18 protein-coding genes are annotated in these 16,202 nt (G+C 70.3%); 11 read left to right on the forward strand and 7 right to left on the reverse strand.

Translation table 11 applies throughout. The annotated features are described in order from the left end of the window. Window positions 1-186: 186 nt before the first annotated feature. The 7 genes from P2424_RS30835 to P2424_RS30865 form a co-directional block, all read right to left on the reverse strand. Window positions 187-645, reverse strand: a complete 459-nt coding sequence (locus P2424_RS30835) for a transcriptional regulator (RefSeq protein WP_276479338.1) — start codon at window positions 643-645, stop codon at window positions 187-189. Between the two features lie 86 nt (window positions 646-731). Then, entirely contained in the window at window positions 732-1,619 is an 888-nt protein-coding gene (locus P2424_RS31070) for an NUDIX hydrolase (RefSeq protein WP_346660134.1), read from the reverse strand. A gap of 209 nt (window positions 1,620-1,828) precedes the next feature. Further along, window positions 1,829-2,167, reverse strand: coding sequence for a hypothetical protein (locus P2424_RS30845; protein WP_276479339.1), 339 nt, complete (start codon window positions 2,165-2,167; stop codon window positions 1,829-1,831). Continuing rightward, window positions 2,164-2,973, reverse strand: a complete 810-nt coding sequence (locus P2424_RS30850; protein WP_276479340.1) for a ParA family protein — start codon at window positions 2,971-2,973, stop codon at window positions 2,164-2,166. Before P2424_RS30850 ends, P2424_RS30845 begins: the two co-directional genes overlap by 4 nt. Before the next feature lie 379 nt (window positions 2,974-3,352). Next, entirely contained in the window at window positions 3,353-3,904 is a 552-nt protein-coding gene (locus P2424_RS30855; protein ID WP_276479341.1) for a hypothetical protein, read from the reverse strand. Beyond that, complete coding sequence (locus P2424_RS30860; protein ID WP_276479342.1) at window positions 3,904-7,620, reverse strand: DUF927 domain-containing protein; 3,717 nt, start codon at window positions 7,618-7,620, stop codon at window positions 3,904-3,906. Before P2424_RS30860 ends, P2424_RS30855 begins: the two co-directional genes overlap by 1 nt. A gap of 237 nt (window positions 7,621-7,857) precedes the next feature. After that, window positions 7,858-8,658 carry a GntR family transcriptional regulator gene (locus P2424_RS30865; protein WP_276479343.1) on the reverse strand — a complete coding sequence of 267 codons (801 nt, stop codon included), beginning with the start codon at window positions 8,656-8,658 and terminating at the stop codon, window positions 7,858-7,860. Window positions 8,659-9,014: 356 nt separating this feature from the next. On the opposite strand from P2424_RS30865, the gene P2424_RS30870 reads away from it, so the two are divergent. From P2424_RS30870 to P2424_RS30920, 11 genes are all read left to right on the forward strand, one after another. After that, entirely contained in the window at window positions 9,015-9,371 is a 357-nt protein-coding gene (locus P2424_RS30870; protein ID WP_276479344.1) for a hypothetical protein, read from the forward strand. After that, a complete protein-coding gene (locus P2424_RS30875; protein ID WP_276479345.1) occupies window positions 9,368-9,574 on the forward strand; it encodes a hypothetical protein in 207 nt (68 codons plus the stop codon). The genes P2424_RS30870 and P2424_RS30875 overlap by 4 nt, the downstream gene beginning before the upstream one ends. Window positions 9,575-9,686: 112 nt before the next feature. Continuing rightward, a complete protein-coding gene (locus P2424_RS30880) occupies window positions 9,687-9,872 on the forward strand; it encodes a hypothetical protein (RefSeq protein WP_276479346.1) in 186 nt (61 codons plus the stop codon). Between the two features lie 2 nt (window positions 9,873-9,874). After that, entirely contained in the window at window positions 9,875-10,141 is a 267-nt protein-coding gene (locus P2424_RS30885; protein WP_276479347.1) for a hypothetical protein, read from the forward strand. Next, window positions 10,138-10,302 carry a pRL2-8 gene (locus P2424_RS30890; RefSeq protein WP_276479348.1) on the forward strand — a complete coding sequence of 55 codons (165 nt, stop codon included), beginning with the start codon at window positions 10,138-10,140 and terminating at the stop codon, window positions 10,300-10,302. The genes P2424_RS30885 and P2424_RS30890 overlap by 4 nt, the downstream gene beginning before the upstream one ends. Then, window positions 10,299-10,622: a hypothetical protein gene (locus tag P2424_RS30895; protein WP_276479349.1), complete on the forward strand. Its 324-nt coding sequence runs from the start codon at window positions 10,299-10,301 to the stop codon at window positions 10,620-10,622. Before P2424_RS30890 ends, P2424_RS30895 begins: the two co-directional genes overlap by 4 nt. A 62-nt stretch (window positions 10,623-10,684) precedes the next feature. After that, entirely contained in the window at window positions 10,685-11,062 is a 378-nt protein-coding gene (locus P2424_RS30900) for an RRQRL motif-containing zinc-binding protein (RefSeq protein WP_276479350.1), read from the forward strand. Between the two features lie 28 nt (window positions 11,063-11,090). Continuing rightward, the gene (locus P2424_RS30905) at window positions 11,091-11,654 is read left to right on the forward strand and encodes a hypothetical protein (RefSeq protein ID WP_276479351.1); all 564 of its coding nucleotides are present in this window, start codon (window positions 11,091-11,093) and stop codon (window positions 11,652-11,654) included. Continuing rightward, on the forward strand, window positions 11,654-12,085 hold the full coding sequence (locus P2424_RS30910; protein ID WP_276479352.1) for a hypothetical protein: 432 nt from the start codon (window positions 11,654-11,656) through the stop codon (window positions 12,083-12,085). Before P2424_RS30905 ends, P2424_RS30910 begins: the two co-directional genes overlap by 1 nt. Beyond that, entirely contained in the window at window positions 12,082-13,338 is a 1,257-nt protein-coding gene (locus P2424_RS30915; protein ID WP_276479353.1) for a DUF2637 domain-containing protein, read from the forward strand. The genes P2424_RS30910 and P2424_RS30915 overlap by 4 nt, the downstream gene beginning before the upstream one ends. 200 nt (window positions 13,339-13,538) lie before the next feature. After that, window positions 13,539-15,938 (forward strand): hypothetical protein, encoded by a 2,400-nt coding sequence (locus P2424_RS30920; protein WP_276479354.1) that lies wholly within the window; start codon window positions 13,539-13,541, stop codon window positions 15,936-15,938. Window positions 15,939-16,202: the final 264 nt, after the last annotated feature.

Here is a 16,202-nt window from a genome sequence, read left to right on the forward strand (position 1 = left end):
TAGGCCGGTTATTCTTCGAAGAAGAATAGGCCCATTCCCGCCGGAATTCGGCGGGAATTCGACCGGAAGGTCGAATGCATTTCCCCGGAGGGGAAAGCCGGAAGACGCGATGCATTTCGCCGCTAAACTCTCCGAATTTCCGTCTTGTTTTTGCGGAGAGTTTAGCGGCGAAATAGGGTTGTTTGCTCAGATTGCGGTGATCGTGAGTGCTGTGATGCCCAGCCACAGGGTGTGCCAGGACTGGTCGAGGGCGTAGGCCCCGGTGCCCAGGTGGGCGGCGGGCTTGCCCGCGGCGGTGGCCGGTGCGGCGGGGTGGTCGGGGGTCCCGCATCGGCTGGCCAGCCGGGCGAGCGTGGTGCGGCGGTCGGCCCAGTAGTGCGAGGCGGCGTCCAGGGACAGGCCGACCACCAGCCCGACCGGCGCCAGCGGCAGTTCCAGAGCCAGGACCACCGGAGCCAGTACGGCTCCCTTCGTCGCGGTCAGGCCCAGCACGTGCCGGGCGCAGGCGAGTCGGCCCTTCCATCCCGGCTGGCCCTTGCTGGCTGCCTGGCAGGACGACTGTACCCAGTGGTCCCCGAGGCTGTGGCCGATATAGAGGGCGACGAAGACGGCGGCGAAAACGGCGGCGGGGCTGGTGTCGGTCATGATGGGGGCTCCTGCTCTGTGAGATGGGGTGGGGAAGGGGGCCGCCGTGCGCCTGCCAGTGGACGGCGGCCCCTGCTGGCGGGTAGTCAGCGCTCGCGCTGGGGGCCGCCATCGGTCGCCCAGCGCGCCCAGGTGGAGGGCGTGCCGTCGATGAGGGTGTTCCTGCGGGACTGTGCGGTTGACTTGGGCACGTCCATGGCCCTGGCCAGAGACGGGAGGGTGCCGCCCGCTTCGTGGTGGCGGCGGATCGCGGCATCCCGGATGCCCTCGATACGGGGCAGCAGTCGGTGGTGCAGGTCGCTGATGATCTGCTGCCAGGTCTCGGGCCCGGCCTCCCGTGCCGGACGTGCGTCGGCGTGGTGGTCGGCGTCGGCCGGCACCCAGCCGGTGCGCAGGGTGGCCAGGCCCCACAGGGCGGAGTGCAGGGTGTCCGCGATCGGGCCCAGTTCCCCGCCGATGCCGGCGGCTTCCTCCGGGGTGAACGACATCGTGATGTCGACGCCTCCGTGCCGGGCGGCGTCGCCTTCCCGGATGGTGAGCGTGTCGTCGCAGGGCAGCTCGGTGCGGGCGCTGGCCAGGATCTCGGCATGGTCGAACGCGAGATCGTGCGGGAGTGCGTCCAGCGGCCACCAGCGGGCGTCGCGGGCGTCGTCGTCTGCTGCGGCCTGGGTGTCGGCCGGCACTTGGGCGAGATAGGCGGTGGTGACGTACCGGCCGCGGGGGTCGCGGCCGGGGGTGCTCCAGGTGCCCAGCTCCTGCAGGTCCTCCTCCGCCACGTGCACTCCGGTCTCTTCCTCCAGCTCCCGAACCGCGGCGGCCTGGGCGGTCTCGCCGGGGTCGACGTGTCCGCCGGGCAGCGCCCAGTGCCCCTCATAGGGGTCCCAGCCGCGCTCGATCAGCAGCACGCGGTTGTCGGGGGTCACGGCGACGACGTCGGCGGTGAGCCGGATGCTCTCGGGGGTGGTGTCGGTCATGGGGTTCCCTCCCTCGGAGTAGGGGTACGACTTTTCGTACCCCTTGGCCGACACCAAAGTACGAAACTTCGTACTCCCTGTCAAGAGTTCACGGCGTCACGGCGTCGTGACGTCACGCCGTCGTGAGCTTGCACCGTCGTGACGTCTGCGTTAATGCAGGTCAGACCCACTGCGCAGCGCTTTTGCGCAGTGGGTCTGACCTGGCGGTGTCAGTGTCGGAGACGGCGGATGAGAGTGCGGTGGGTCTCGGGGTGGTACCGCGCCAGCCGCAGCAGCTCCCGGATGACCTCTCCCTTGTCCAGCCGCCGCTGTCCGGTCTCTGAGCGCAGGTCGACCAGCCACCGGTCGATCTCGTCGACTTCCTCCGGGTCGAACCGCACGGTGGTGGCGCTGGAGCCGGAGGCCGGTGGCGCGGGTCGGCGTCCCAGGTGGACGGTCTTGCCTTTGACTTGTGGTGGCTGGGGGCGAGTCTCTTCCCCGTCGCCTACGGCAGACAGCCCGGTCTCGACCGGCACCCCGTTCGGCTTGGGTGCTCTGCGTGATGTCATCGGGCCGGTACCTCCTTGATGAACCGCTGCGCCAGCAGCTCCCAGGGCGCGCGCGCCCTGGTGCTGTCCCTGACCTGGCACAGCGGTTTGGCGTCCTCGTCGGCGTAGTGCAGGAGGGTCATGCGGGGCACGATGCCCCAGACCTTCTCTTCTCCGAACAGCTCACGGGCGTTCTTCACCTGCTGGACCTCCCCGGAGTTGCGTGAATCGACTTGGGAGAGGATCACTCCGAGCCAGTCCAGATCGTCGTTTGCCAAGTCCTCTCCTCGCTCGACGACGAAGTCGCGGTACCGCCGTGCGCTGTTGAGGCTGTCCAGGTCGGCCTGACTGCTGGAGAGGGTGTGGTGCGCGGCGGCCAGGGCGAGCTGGGTGAGGTGGGAGAACTGGGAATGGCAGTCGATCAGGATGTAGTCCAGATGGTCGTCGGCTCCTTTGAGGGCCTTGGACAACCGTCGCCATGCCCCGGTCTCGCCCGCTTCCTTGATGCGGTTCTCCAGTGTGAGGCGCGCGGGCAGCAGCACGATGCGCTCTGCGAACTCGGCCGTCCATCCGATGGGCTGCCACAGGTCGGCGGCGGCGCCCTTCGTGTCTGCTTTGATGGCTTCGTTGACGGTCGGCTGCTTGCCGGTGTCCACCCAGCCCAGGCGGCGGCTCGCGTTGCCCTGGGGGTCCATGTCGACCACGCCGATACGCGGCCGGCGCCCGGAGGGGAGTTGGCCCTGCGCGAGGGCTTCGGTCAGCCGTACCGCTGTTGCTGATTTGCCGTCGCCGCCCTTGTTGGTGCCGATGGCAACACGTTTGGCCATGCATCCTCCTGGTCTTGAGCAGCAGCCTAGCGCTGGACGTCACCAGCCTGGCTACGACGTCGCTGCGTCGTGATCTCCGGCCGTCGTGACGTCACCCTTTCGAGCGGTTGGAGGGTCGCTCTCTCCGCGGCCCTCTTCCTGGGCCGGGCGTCGGGGCTGGTGCCGGGTGGAGGTGATCGGGAGGTAGGGCGCCCCGGACTCGGGCGTCGGGCAGCTGGGCCGGTATGCAGTCATTCCGCTGTCCTACCCCTGTCCGACGCAGACGTGCCCCTGTCCTGTCCCTGTCCGGGAGACAGGGGCAGGACAGGGGCACAACCAGGGGATGACCTGTACTGACAGGCTCCAGCCCGCCGATTCAAATCCCCCCTGGTGGCCGGGGTCAGTGCCAGTTGACCGACCTGATGGTCGACTCACCGATATTGATCAGCTCCCCCGGGATGCCGTAGGCGTCGCCCACCAGCGGGATGGCGGTGTCGTAGTCGGGCGGGTCCTGTTCCATGGCGTCCAGGAAGGTCTTCACGTCGGCCCCGTGCAGCGAGCCGGACATGGTCCCGCTCCACATGGTCTGCGAGATCACCCAGTCGCCCTCGGCCTCCACATACAGGCTGCCCGGGTACTGGCGGGGAGCCTCGGCCTCCTCGCTGCCCGAGGGCTCGGGACCCTCCATCCCCGGCAGCGGCCCCTGAGACGCCGTACCGGCCGGACCCTCGGACGGCTCCGGAGCCGGAGACGGTTCGGCCGGCGCCTCCTTCGGGGCCGGAGCCTCCTTCCGCGGCCGGACCTTCTGCCTGAGCCGCCCGAGCAGACCCTTCTTCTCCTCCGCGGCCGGAGCCTCCCCGGCCGGAGCCGGTGCTGGTGCCTCCGGCGGCCGGGCGGGTGCCTCTTCGGCTTCCTTGCCGCGCTTACGGCCGAACGGCCACCACCTGGCCATCAGTCATCCCCCCGCTTCGTCTTGGTGTAGGCGTCCAGGGCCATGTGAGGCCCGCCCGGAGTGCTCTCCAGCAGCGGCAGCAGCTCCCCCAGCGGCGCGGTCTTCTCCGGCGTCCAGTGACCGCCCTTGGTGCCGATCGGCATGCTCTGCGGTGCGGCGGCCAGCGGGTCCCGCTCGGAGCTGATGAGCGTGACGGCGTCGACGTAGACGCTCACCGGGCGGTGCCCCTCGGCCGTGAACTTGCGCAGGTTCCGGTAGAGATTGCAGGTCGCGGCCTGCATCAGCATGTGCGCCCAGTCCGGCCGGTAGTAGATGTCGGCGGCGTAGTCGCCCCCGGTCTCCCAGTCCTCCTGCGGCCCCGTCGCCCGCGACAGATACCCCCGGAAGGACTGGTAGGTGCGGCCGTGGACCTGCTTGGCCCAGCGCGCCCCGGCACGGCCCTCCTCATCCGCCCGCAGAATCCGCTCCCGCGCGGTGGTCATCTGCTTGTACATCCCCGACAGGGCGGCCTTGCTGGTCTCCCAGTGCCAGGACTCCAGCACGCGCGGCTGCCAGCCGGGGTGCAGCTCCAGCAGCAGGTCCATGCCCGGAGTGGTCAGCCAGTAGCCGCCCTCGGGGGCCTCACGCACGCTCAGGCCGGGCAGGTGCTCCTCTTGCAGGGAGGGCACCTCGGCCACGCGCCAGTACCCGGCGCATGCCTTGCTGTAGAGGGTGCCTTCCTCGCCGTGCGTCGGCTCCCCGATACCGAGCTTGGTGGAGCCGTAGGCGGGCAGCCAGGCCGCGGACTTGTCGTACTGGTGCACCCAGCCTCCCGCAGCCACCTCCTCCTCGCTCAGGGGCCGGTGCCACTGCTGCGGCACCAGCAGCGGCGCCAGCCGCACCCCCAGGGCCGGGGGCACCTCCTGGCGGCGGATCGCCTCGCACCGCACGTCCTCCCGCTCCCGGCCCCCGGCGAAGTCCTCCCCGGTCCGGTTCGGATTCCGGTAGTACGGGGTCACTCGCGGGTGCTCCTGGGTGCCGTGCAGCGTCGAGGTCAGCCACACCATCAGCGCGTCCAGCAGCTCCTCCGCACTGGCCGCACCGCCGAACCCGCCGCGCCCCTGCTTGGGCTTGTCCATGCGGGTCTCCCAGGCCGGTACCGAGACGGTCAGCCCGGGTGCGCCGCCCTCGAGGAGGAGGGTCATCCAGGAGGTCAGCCCGGCGGGCTTGACCTCGGTCACGGGCAGTCCGCCCGCCGGGTCGGCCCAGGGGTGGGCGACCGGCGTCCAGGACCGCGTCGGCGGAACCATCTGGTCGCTGGTCAGGCCTTCCGCCGCGCGGGCCTGTTCGGCGCCCAGCTCCTGGCGCTCGTTGTGGTCGGGCAGGCCCAGGGCGGGCAGGGCGGAGGCGTGCAGCCACAGGGTCTTGAGGTTGTAGGCCTGCATCAGCTCGGCGGTGTCGTGCACCGAACCGGGCTCCACCGGCAGCTCGATGGGAGCCCGGTTGGGCAGATGGAGCCGCACGCCCTCGTAGGTGCCGCCCAGCACACCGAACCGCGTCGCCGACAGGGTCCGGCCCGGGTGCCGTTCGGCGCGCTCGACCAGAGCGGCGAACCCCCGGTCGGTGACCTCCTCGACGGCGGCCGGATACAGCACCACCGGAGGCTCGGCCGGCATCGGCGGAACAGCCACCTCGGCAGCGGCTGCGGGCGGGTCATCGACCGGGCCCGCAGGGGCGGGAACGACCCTGGATCCCTGCGGAACGACCTCGGTCGTTCCCCCCCCGTTCCAGATGTTCACCAGCTCAGAGGTCGTTCCGGTCGTTCCGGTCGTTCCGCTGCTGGTCAGAGCCCCATTTTGCGGAACGACCCCGGTCGTTCCGGGGTCGTTCCCCGGGTCGTTCCCCTCCCGGAACTCGTTCGTTTCGGCCCCGTCGTCGTCCTCTTCCGAGGGTGCGAAGAGCTTGTCCGCGACCTGCACGTCGAAGCAGTGCATGCGGACTCCGAGACCCGCGGCTCGTACCGGCTTGGGCAGCAGCCGCTGAGCGTTCTTCGCGTCGCCACGGCGGTGCACCCCCAGGCTGTCGAGGTGCTGGAGGGCGGCGGCCAAGTTGCTCACCTCGGCCTCGGTGGCAGCGCGCTTGACCACGGAGTCCAGGACCCACCAGGGCCCTTCCTCCGACTGCATGAAGCCCTTGGGCCTGTTCGCTCCGCCTTCCGCCGCCCGCTCGGGCAGCAGGTGCATGGACGGGAAGGCGGCGGAGTCCAGCCGCAGCCCCTCCAGCGCGCCCCACAGCCGCTCGCCCTCGGGAACGTTGGCTTCCTCGGCGGCCTGCACGGCGGTGCTCATCCGCTCCCCCAAGTGGCGCTCGGCGGCGGGGCCCAGCTCGGGTACGCCGATGGCGTGCCCGAGCATGTGCGCCCCGACCACCCACGCGCAGTGAATCTCCGCGATGGTGGCGGGAATCCCGCCTGACTGCGGCCGGTATTTCGCGCACAGGTCCAGATGCAGCCGCTTGAGCCCTGCCAGCGACGCCGCGGTGAACATGTGGCTGCGTACAGCCCACTCCAGTGGCCACCCGCCATGCCCCTTGGCCAGCCGCTTGAGCCGCTTGGACAGATGCTCAGCTCCCCGGCTGCCAGCCGAGACCGGACTCCCCTCTGCGTCCAGCATCAGGTTCGGGAAGAACGGCGCCTCGATCTCGTGCAGCCTGCTGGCCAGGTCCTCCGTCTGTCCCGTGAACCGCAGCGGTGCGTTCGAGGACGACAGCAGGATCGAGTGCCAGAACCCGTCGATCTCCTTCGGAGAGCCGTCCGCGCCGCCCATTGCGCGGATGCACCCCGCCACGATCTGACTGATCTCCCGGCTCGACTCCTGGACCGTCCTGCCGCTGGAGGAGTGTTCGTCCAGCGCCATGGGCAGGTAGCCACGCTGCCGCAGCCCCTGCATGGTGCCCTGCTTCGAGGCATTCCAGGTCATCATGATTTGCTGCGCCCGTGGCTTGATGTTCCCCAGGGCGGCAGAGCACGTCACGAGCATGGTGGACTTGCCCTGTTGGCCTGGGCCCACCATGTTCAAGACGTGGGCCAGGACGTCCAGGGAGTCCAGGGCCAGCCCGGAGAACACCGAGCCGAGTACCAGTGCGGCCTTCGGGTCCTGGGTGGCGTAGTAGCCAATCTCCTCCCACGCCTCCAGGGCTGCCTTCTCGGTGCCGGCCACCGTGCGGTAGCCGTACTGCTGGGCCTCGGCGTCCGGCAGGATCAGGTCCCCGGTGTCGGGGTCGTAGTAGGTGCGGGCGGGCAGCTCGGGGGAGGCGTCGGCCAGGTCCCGGATCATCCGCGCGTAGGCGTGCCGCTCGTCGCCCCCGGTGGGCCGACGCATCCCGCACTTCGACGCCCAGGTGCCCTTGTCCAGATCGTCCTCGGTGACGATCCGGGCCTTCCGGCCCCGCTTGGGCACGATCTGGTACTCGGTGCGGACGTCCTGGCCGTCGTCGGTGAGGTGCACGATCAGGCCGGTGACTCGCGGCACGGTGCCGATCAGGTGCACCGGTCCCTCGGCGGTGGGCTGGTGGAGGATCGCCCGGCCCGCCGGGCGGTAGTACCAGCCCGGCCGCATACCGGGGATCGGGTAGGCCCCGGCCGGGCTCCCGTCCTTCTTCTTCCCCTTGGGAGAAGCCGTTGCCTCTCCCGTGCTCCCGCTGGCGTCGTTGCCAGTCGCGGTTGCTTGCTCTCTCAACGTGAGCCCTTCTGGCCCACTGCTGGAGTGATTGGCTGATAGGGGGGAGCGAAATCTCCCCCGCACTGCCTTACACTCGGCAGCAGACCTTGCTGGTCACGCGAACCCGCTGTTCCGGACTTCGACCCTCTGAAGCTTCGACCCTCCAGAGGACCCGGACTGCGGGTTTTCGCGTGTTACGGATCTTGTTCAGTTGATCTGTGCAGCCTACGTCGCCGCATGGGCCGATCTGGTGGCTTAGCCCTGCTCTTGCGGCGTTACGGGAGTAACCGGCCATTGGGCGGACTCGTCACGATGCAGCTCGGTGACCAGCTCCACCCGGTCAGCCGGAATGACCCTCACGGTCACGTCTACCGGTCGCCCGAGACTGTGAGACGTGCCGACCAAGGTCAGCTCTAGAACGGTCGTCTCCGGGCTGATGTCCAGGAGCCGGGCCTCTTCGGACGTCGGGGTGCGGCCCCGAGCGTGTTCCCTCCAGGACAGGGGGCCGTGGCCGGACTCTTCCAATCGGTCGATGTAGCCACCGGGTCCCGTGTTCGCTTCCGCCACCTGGGGCGCATCGCGGACCGCGATAGGGGAGAGCCAGGTGTCGACGATCTGAAACGGCGGCTCGTCGGCCGGGCTGGTGACGCGCCGACGACGCAGCACCGCGATACCCGGCTCGACGTCCAGCAGAGCTGCCACTCGGTCCGGTACAGGCTCATAGGACCGAAAGGGACGGCCGTGAGTAGCCCAGGGCTCACCTGCGTGTGAGGCGGCAGGGAAGACGTAGCCGCGGGCGGGGTCTCGCATCACGGCTTGTCCCCGGCCGATCCTGCGTCGCTCTATCTGCCAGTTCAGGACCCTGATTCCTGCCCGCTTCACCACTCTGATCAGGCCCTCGCGCTCCAGCACCCCCAGAGCGGAGCTGATGACGCCGCGCCCAACGCTGTAGGTGGCGGTCAGGTCTGCGTACGTGGGCAGCGTGGCTCCCACGCCGTACTCGCCTGAATGGATACGCCTTCGCAGGTCGTCTGCGACCTCTTCATACCTGGGCATGCGCCCTCCCTTCTCAGTACGGGAGTGATCCTCTCACGAGGACTGTACCGGTACTGCTTGACACTCCGCCAGTCGAAGCGCAGTATCAGTACCGGTACAGAGCCTCAACTTGAGGTGAGTACCGGTCCGTCAGTCCTGTCCAAGTGGTGGAGGTACGCATGCGGCCCGCGACCACAACAAGCACGAGTGGACCCGACTGGCGGACGAGGGCAAGTGAGCGTCTGTCGGCTGCCTTTTCCGCCCGTTTCGTACGGACGGAAGCACAAGGGAGCTGCACAGGAAGCTCCGCCCCTGGCCAGGGGCGCAATCCCTGGCCAGGGAGAGACCACCACCTGCCACAACAGGAGGGCGATCCCATGACGGATCGTACGGCCCGGCCGCTGACTCGCCGAGTCCTGGCTCGGCTCGACGCGATGACCCCGACCAGCCCCGATTCCGGCTACCTGACCCTGCTCACCAGCTCCACCGTCCTGGCCGGCCTCGACCTCATTGCGGTCGAGCGCGCGGTCAACGGGTTGCTCGACCCCGCGGACCTCACTGAGGCGGAGGCGGTCGCGGCCGGCCGAATCCTCCTCACTCGGGGATTCGCCCCGCGTGAGGTCTCCTACCGCACCAACCTCGCGCGCGGTCCGCTCCAGCGGCACGCGCCCGACTCCGCCCTGAACTCCTGGCACATGATCCGCCGCAGCGCTGGAACGGCGGTGGCCGCATGAGTGCTGACGTGCGCACGTTCTACGGCCTGGACGTGGTCGGTCCGACCCGCGCCCTTCCGGTCCCGACCGCGACGTTCACCTGTCCCTGCGGGCACGTCGAGCGCGCCCGGGGTGTCCAGGAGGTCCAGGCGCTGACCGGGGCCGGGGTCACCAGGCACCGGGAGGTCTGCCCGCTGCGGGTCGAGACCGGGAGGGCGGCCTGATGGCGGGCCGGATCGCGCGGCTGGCCCGCTCGTGCTGGACGTGCTGGTTCTGCGGTGCGGACGTGGCCGGGTCGCAGAAGGTATGCGGCTGCCAGCAGATCGGGGTGCGCTGATGAGCATCCGCCGTGAGACCCACCGCGATGACCGGGAGCGGAACGAGGGCCTGATGGCGGCGCTGGGCGCGTCGCTGGACCCCGACCGCGAGATCGACCAGTTCGAGACCGTCGTCGCCCATGCCCTGTACGTCAACGAGTCCGCGAACCCGCCCGCGGGCCACACCTACCCGAAGAGGGGCTGAAGATGACTGACCGTCTGACCGCCGTGCAGCGCCGTGAGCTGTGGGCGCTGAACAGCAGCGAGAAGGCCCGCGTCCTGGCCGCCGCGACCGTGGGCGGCGTGAAGGAGGGCCGGGGCAACTCCGGCGCGAAGCAGGGTGCGGCCATCGACCGCGTCTGGTCGGAGGCCGAGGCGCGGATCGCCCGCGAGGAGGCCGCCGCCCAGCGCGAGCGGGACCGCAAGGCGCAGGCCAAGGCCGACGCCAAGGCCCAGCGCAAGGGCTGGTGGTGACCGTGGCGGACGCGCTGAACCCGCCCAAGGGCGAGTGCCGGCAGTGCTGGTACCACGCCCATGCTCGGGACGCTCACCGGCACCTGGCCCCGCGCCAGGACTGCCCGGCCTGCGTCGCCCACATGGGCGGTCGCCACCCCGACTCGATGATCGTGAGGTGAGTGCGATGCGCGCGCACGTCGCTGCCCTGCTGGCCCTCCTCCTGGCCTACGTCGAGCTGGTGGTCGCCACCGTGGTGGAGGTCGCCGTCTACGCGGCGGCCACCAGCTGGGGCGCCACTCCGTGGAATGCGGTCCTCACGGCGGTCGCGCTGGGTATGGCCAGCATCTACCTGGCCGACACCGCCCGGTGGTTCCGGGGTGGTCCCCGCGGCCGGCCGCTGACGCACGTCGGCCGGGAGTGGGCCGACCGCGTGGCCGACTGGGGCGGCCTGCCCTACGAGGACGACCCCGACGACACGCCCCTGTCACCCCCGTTCTGACGTCACACCCTCACACCCTCACGACGCCATGACGTCACCGATCACCGAGAGGAGGCCCTGAGATGCGGTTCTACGACCCGGACGGCACCGAGTACGGCATCCCGACCTACCCGCGTCGGCTCGCCCCCGGCGGGCTCGCCACCCGGCGGCAGCTCCGCGCCCAGGGCCTCCGCCCCGGCGGCCAGCCGGTCGCCGCGCAGATCCTCTGGCACCGCTACGGACAGCTGCGCGTGGCCTACCTCTACCGGCTCGACCTCGCGCAGCCCGTCCGGCCGATGACCCCGGCCCGCTGGACCGCGCACGAGCAGATGATGCGCGCCCGCCGCACCTGCCCGGACTGCCGCACCCAGTACGAGTACGTCATCCCGACCTCGCTGGGCTGCTGCCCCCACTGCGCTGACCAGCCCGCACACACCGACCACGACGCCATTGCGGCGTAAGCCCATGACGTCACGAAAGGACACGATCATGCTGGATCAGGACACCGAGAGGCAGGCGGAGACCGCCGCGGAGGAGCTGCGGGCCGCCGACGCGGAGAGCCCGCTGGCGTATCACCAGGCGTACGAGCGGGTCCTGGCCCGCTCCGGCCGCACGGTGGCAGTGGCAGCGGTCCGGCTGTTCCTCACCCGCCAGGACAAGGAAGCACAGCGGCAGGCCAATACCTTCCTGGCCGACTTGAGGCAGGAAGCGCAGGCCGAGAGGACCCGGAAGGCCGCCGCGCCCGCGCCCCGGCTCGCCCAGGTGGAGGGCTGGCCCCCCGGAGTCGTCGCCCGCTACCTCACGGCGGCCGGCGCCCTGGTGGACGTCCGCGAGACCGGCCCGCGCGACGACGAGGGCGACGTCGCCGCCACGTTCGCGGAGTGCCACGGCTGCCCCCAGCACGAGGGCCGGGAGTGGAACACCCACCCCCGCGGTGCGTGGCTCACCGTCTCCGAGGCCGCCGCCGAGGCCGAGTACGCCGCCCGCGCCTGGGCCCAGGCCCACGCCGAGATCTGCCGCGCCATGCCCCTGCCGACCAAGGAGAGCCACTGATGGACTCCCGCGACCTGACACCGCGCCCTCACGACGTAGTGACGTCATATCAGAGCGCTGACCAGCCGCTCCCCGCCCACCACCGGCCCCCGCACGTCGAGTACCGCGACGGAGTCCCGTACCACTTCACGGTCGGCCAGGCCCCGCCGCAGATCACCGTCCAGCTCCCCGAGGGAGCGACCCTCTCCCCGTGGCTGCGGGAGCTGGTGGTCATCACGGTCGTGATGCTCACCGTCCTGGTGGTCTGCACCGGCTGCACCGTCGCCGTCGTCGTCCTGTGCGGCGGCACCCTCATGGGCATCATCGGCGCCGTCTCCGCTGCCGCCCTCCCCGTCACCGTCGGCGCCGTCGCCAGCGTGGTGGCGTTCGGCTGGATGGCCACCAAGCTCCGCGGCCTGGCCCGCGACACCGAGAAGGGAGCCCGCAAGTGACGATCTCGACCGCTGCCGCATGGCTGACCGACCACTGGTACGTCACCCTCGCGGCTCTCGTCCTGGTACTGGCGCCCGTGCTGGGCGCCCGCGCCTGGCGCCGTGGCTCCCGTCCCGACCTGGCCCAGCACGGCGCCCGGATCGAGGACTGGATGACCCTGGCCGTCGCCTCCGCCGCCGCCTACCTCAGCTCGACCGGGCTGCGCGCGTTCGGGGCCGACGTCATGCACCTGGGCCGCTGGGAGTCCTGGCTGCCCTTCATCAGCCTGGACATCGCGGCGCTGGTCTGCGCCCGCCGGGCCCGCCGCAGGGCGGCCGGCGCCGAGTCGGCCGGTCTCTCCGGCTCCCTGGTGTGGGTCTTCATCGCGATCTCGGCTGCGTTCTCCGCCCAGGAGGCCGACACCCTCGGCGGCGTCCTGGCCCGCATGGTCTGGCCCGTCATCGCGGGTGTCCTCTACGAGATCGGCACGCTGGAGAAGCGCCGCACCGCCCGTAAGGCCAAGAAGGAGGCCGAGGGCACCTGGGTCGACCGCCGCCTGTCCGCGGTCCGCCTCCTGCACCCCGTCGAGTGGGTGCGCGTCCGCATGGAGCTGGCCGCCGACGAGACCCTGAGCCAGGAGGAGGCCACCCGCCGGGTGCGCGTCGCCCGCGCCGGGCTGCACCTCTACAAGCTCTTCGGTGCACTCGACGGCTGGGCGGTGCGCGCCCGCTGGCACGACATGCGTGCCCAGCGCGCCCAGGGACGGGTCCCGGTGCAGGACCTGCGCCTGGCGGTGCAGGAGGCCCGGCGCCGTACCCGCACCCGGGACATGGCCCGCCTGTCCCAGCGCCGGGCCGGTGCAGCCGATGCCGCACTGGAGACGATCGTCTCCCGCACCGACACCCGCACCGCAGCCGACGAGGACCGCACCGAGGCCGCCGACACCGCACCGTCGGTGTGCACCGGCGGCCGGGACTGCCCGTGCCAGGACTGCACCGATGATGCACTCCCGCAGGTCAGCGCCGGTGCAGACGTCACCGACGACGAACTTATCGACATCCTTCGGGGCAAACTCACCGAAGACGGTGCGAAGTTCACCACCGGAGGGCAGCGCCGCACCGCCCGCGCACTCGGCATCGGCACCGGCCGCGCCACCCGCGTCATGGACGCCGCACGCACCGCCGGACCCCTCCCCGCCCAGGAACAGACCCCGGTGCACCACCAGGACGCGGTGCACCACCAGGACGACCACGCCCCCGGCCTGGCCGCCTGATGTGAAAAACCCGGTACGCACTGTCACACCGACCACGTACAACAACACCTGTAGCAGGTGAGCGGCCGGAAATCTGTCCACAGGCCAGCCGCCGCACAGTACCCAGGGCCGCGCCGCCCGGCAGGGCACACACCACGCCAATGGAAGCCCCTGCCGGGCGGCCGGTCCCACCCACACACGGAGGAAGGACCGCACCGAGCATGACCCCCCAGCCGCACCTGCACACCGCAATCGAGTCAGCCGCCACCCACACCGCCCAACTGGACCTGACCGGCCTCCTCTCCGGCTCCGGCGGCATCCTCCTCCTGGCCGGAGGCCTCCTCTACGCCGTCTGCAAGGGCGACGACAAGCCCGGCCCCAAGGGCAGCAAGGAGAACGAACAGGCCGCCGCCAAAGCCCTGGCCGCCGCAGGCCAGGGCCTGTGGCGCGCCACCCGCATCACGGCCCGCTACCTCTCCGGCAAGGAGCTGCACCCCACCTCCCCCACCACCAAGCGCTCGACCGCGACCTGGTGGAAGGTCGGTCGGCCGATCCCCACCCTGGAGGACTCCGGCAAAGCCGTCGCCCAGCTCGGCTCCGTCGCCGCCGCCCCGCCCCGCATCTCTCTCACCAAGCCGCGGCCCGGCATCGGCCGGCGCATCGCCCGCCGCTCCGTCGCCCGGGACGGAGCGCTCGCCCGCTTCCTGCACACCAGCGCCCCGGTCTGGCGCACCCTCTCCACCGCCCTGGCATGGACCGCCCGCAAGGCCCGCGCGACCGCCCGCGTCCTGCGGGCCGTACGCGCGGCCATGGACGCCTGGCACTGCTGGCCCTACGTCTACCGCGCAGCGGCCCGCTGGATCGCCCTGGCCGCCCTGTGCGGGCTCGTCGTCCCGGCCTGGCGCGGCTGGACCCTCGGCGGCGTCGTCCTGGCGCTCGTCGGCGGCACCCTCGCAGCCCAGCGCTGGACCCCGCCCGGCCCCAGCGACGACGCGCTCTACGGCCCGCCCCTGTGGGCCGCCCTGCGCCCCCTGCTGGGCCTGCCCGAGGACGCACAGCGGCACGAGTGGCTGCACCTGCCCGACCAACTGCGCGCGGAGGGCGCCCGTATCCGCCTCAAGCTCCCGTGGAGCTATGTCGGCTCCGACCACGAGAAGGACGTCCTCAGCACGCTGATGAACAGCCGACTCCCGGGAGAGTGGGCCGGGCGCTGGCACCGCCAGGGCCAGGAGCAGTACGCCGACTGGACCCACAAGCGGCCGACCAAGACCGCCCCCGACCCCGAGCCGCCCGCGAAGGTCGACCTGTTCGGCGAGCGGATGCAGGAAGCCATCGAGGCCGCGCCCGAGGGGACCTACATCCTCGGCGTTGACGCCCAGGATGAGATCACCGAGCTGCCGCTGATCGGGGAGGAGTCCCACATCGCGGTGTCGGTCGGCACCGGCGGCGGTAAGTCCTCCCTCCTCCAGACCCTCGCGGTACAGGTCATCCGGCAGCGCGGCACCGTCGTCGCCATCGACCCGAAAATGGTCTCCCTGCAATGCCTCCACGGCATCGAAGGCGTCCACATCTACGACGACCCGGGGCAGGGCGGGGACATGCGCCGCGTCCTGGAATGGGCCTCACAGGTCACCGACTCGCGGTTCTACGAAATGCGCGAAGGGTGCACAGAATTCCCGCCGCTGTTCCTCTTCCTTGAGGAGTGCAACGAACTGACCGACATCCTCAAGACGGTGTGGGCGGAAACCAAGGAGCCGGGAGCACCGAGCCAGGACCCCATTTGGACGAAGGTTGCTTCCGTTCTCCGCAGGGGACGTCAGGTGAATGTGCACGTGGTCGCCGTATTCCAGGACCTCCGCGACACCGATTTCGGCGGCGTCTCCCTCGGGCTCCTTTTCCCGTACAAGCTCATGGGCGCCTACGCGAAAAAGCAGTGGGACCGCATCATCGGCAGCAATGTTGCAATGCCCCCGTCCGAGAGGAAGGCCGGTCGGCTCGTTGGCGTGAAAAACGGCAACGCATTCCGATTCCAGGCCGCATACGCAATCGTGGAGGACCCGGAAGACCGGAAACTCACAAAGGAGGAGCGCACCGAAAAGGCAGAGGGCCGCATGCGGGAATACGCCACGACCCTGCGCGCCCGCCACGGCTGGAACCGCGACCGGCTCTACGTCCTGCCTCCGACCCCGTCGCCGCGGCGCCGGCCGGACCTCCTGGAGCGCATGTCACGTGACGGAGCCGCCCTGGGAGCCAACGGGGCCCCTCTGGGTGGTCCGGATGACGAAACCGCAGGTCGCGTGTCACACGAGGGGGCCGACGTGACAGCCACACAGGGCGGCGTGACAGCCCCGCGTGACAGGCTGCGGCTCGTCCCCGGGCAGGCCGGCCACCCCGCCCAGGAGGACCTCCAGGACCCCACCGCACCCCCCGAGCTGCTGCCCCTGGCCGAGATCTCCCGCCGCCTGGGCCCTGCGGAAGGCGTGCCCAAGTACGACACCCTCCGCCAGCACAAGGCACGTCGCGACGACTTCCCCCGGGGTGTCGAGATCAGCGGAAAGGAGTGCTACACCGAGGCGCAGATCCTGGCCTACTACGCCCCGTCGCAGCAGAAGAACGCTTAGCGCGATTGCCAAGAATGCCCCCTGAGTATACACTCAGGGGGCATTCTGCATTCCCGGCAAAACAGAGTACGCGGGTCGGTGGAAATGCACACGAAAGAGGTGTAGAAATCACCTTGGAAGCAATTGGAAAACCCCCGAAAATGCGCACAAAAAAGTGAGAAAAAAGGCGGTAAAACCGTGAGCGCGAAGCGCGAATGGTTGGCGAAAAACCAGAGAGAAAACAACAGAAAAACCGCCGGAAAAACCGGAACGGAAAGGCGCGAA

Origin of the sequence: Streptomyces sp. WMMB303 (genome assembly GCF_029351045.1) — a bacterium.
In the GTDB taxonomy this organism is placed as follows: Bacteria; Actinomycetota; Actinomycetes; order Streptomycetales; family Streptomycetaceae; genus Streptomyces.

Coding starts and splice junctions, on each gene's coding strand:
- P2424_RS30855 (WP_276479341.1), bottom strand. CDS start 3,904: ATGGCCAGGTGGTGGCCGTTCGGCCGTAAGCGCGGCAAGGAAGCCGAA.
- P2424_RS30910 (WP_276479352.1), top strand. CDS start 11,654: ATGGACTCCCGCGACCTGACACCGCGCCCTCACGACGTAGTGACGTCA.
- P2424_RS30875 (WP_276479345.1), top strand. CDS start 9,368: ATGAGTGCTGACGTGCGCACGTTCTACGGCCTGGACGTGGTCGGTCCG.
- P2424_RS30850 (WP_276479340.1), bottom strand. CDS start 2,973: ATGGCCAAACGTGTTGCCATCGGCACCAACAAGGGCGGCGACGGCAAA.
- P2424_RS30870 (WP_276479344.1), top strand. CDS start 9,015: ATGACGGATCGTACGGCCCGGCCGCTGACTCGCCGAGTCCTGGCTCGG.
- P2424_RS30880 (WP_276479346.1), top strand. CDS start 9,687: ATGAGCATCCGCCGTGAGACCCACCGCGATGACCGGGAGCGGAACGAG.
- P2424_RS30885 (WP_276479347.1), top strand. CDS start 9,875: ATGACTGACCGTCTGACCGCCGTGCAGCGCCGTGAGCTGTGGGCGCTG.
- P2424_RS30920 (WP_276479354.1), top strand. CDS start 13,539: ATGACCCCCCAGCCGCACCTGCACACCGCAATCGAGTCAGCCGCCACC.
- P2424_RS30865 (WP_276479343.1), bottom strand. CDS start 8,658: ATGCCCAGGTATGAAGAGGTCGCAGACGACCTGCGAAGGCGTATCCAT.
- P2424_RS30835 (WP_276479338.1), bottom strand. CDS start 645: ATGACCGACACCAGCCCCGCCGCCGTTTTCGCCGCCGTCTTCGTCGCC.
- P2424_RS31070 (WP_346660134.1), bottom strand. CDS start 1,619: ATGACCGACACCACCCCCGAGAGCATCCGGCTCACCGCCGACGTCGTC.
- P2424_RS30905 (WP_276479351.1), top strand. CDS start 11,091: ATGCTGGATCAGGACACCGAGAGGCAGGCGGAGACCGCCGCGGAGGAG.
- P2424_RS30900 (WP_276479350.1), top strand. CDS start 10,685: ATGCGGTTCTACGACCCGGACGGCACCGAGTACGGCATCCCGACCTAC.
- P2424_RS30845 (WP_276479339.1), bottom strand. CDS start 2,167: ATGACATCACGCAGAGCACCCAAGCCGAACGGGGTGCCGGTCGAGACC.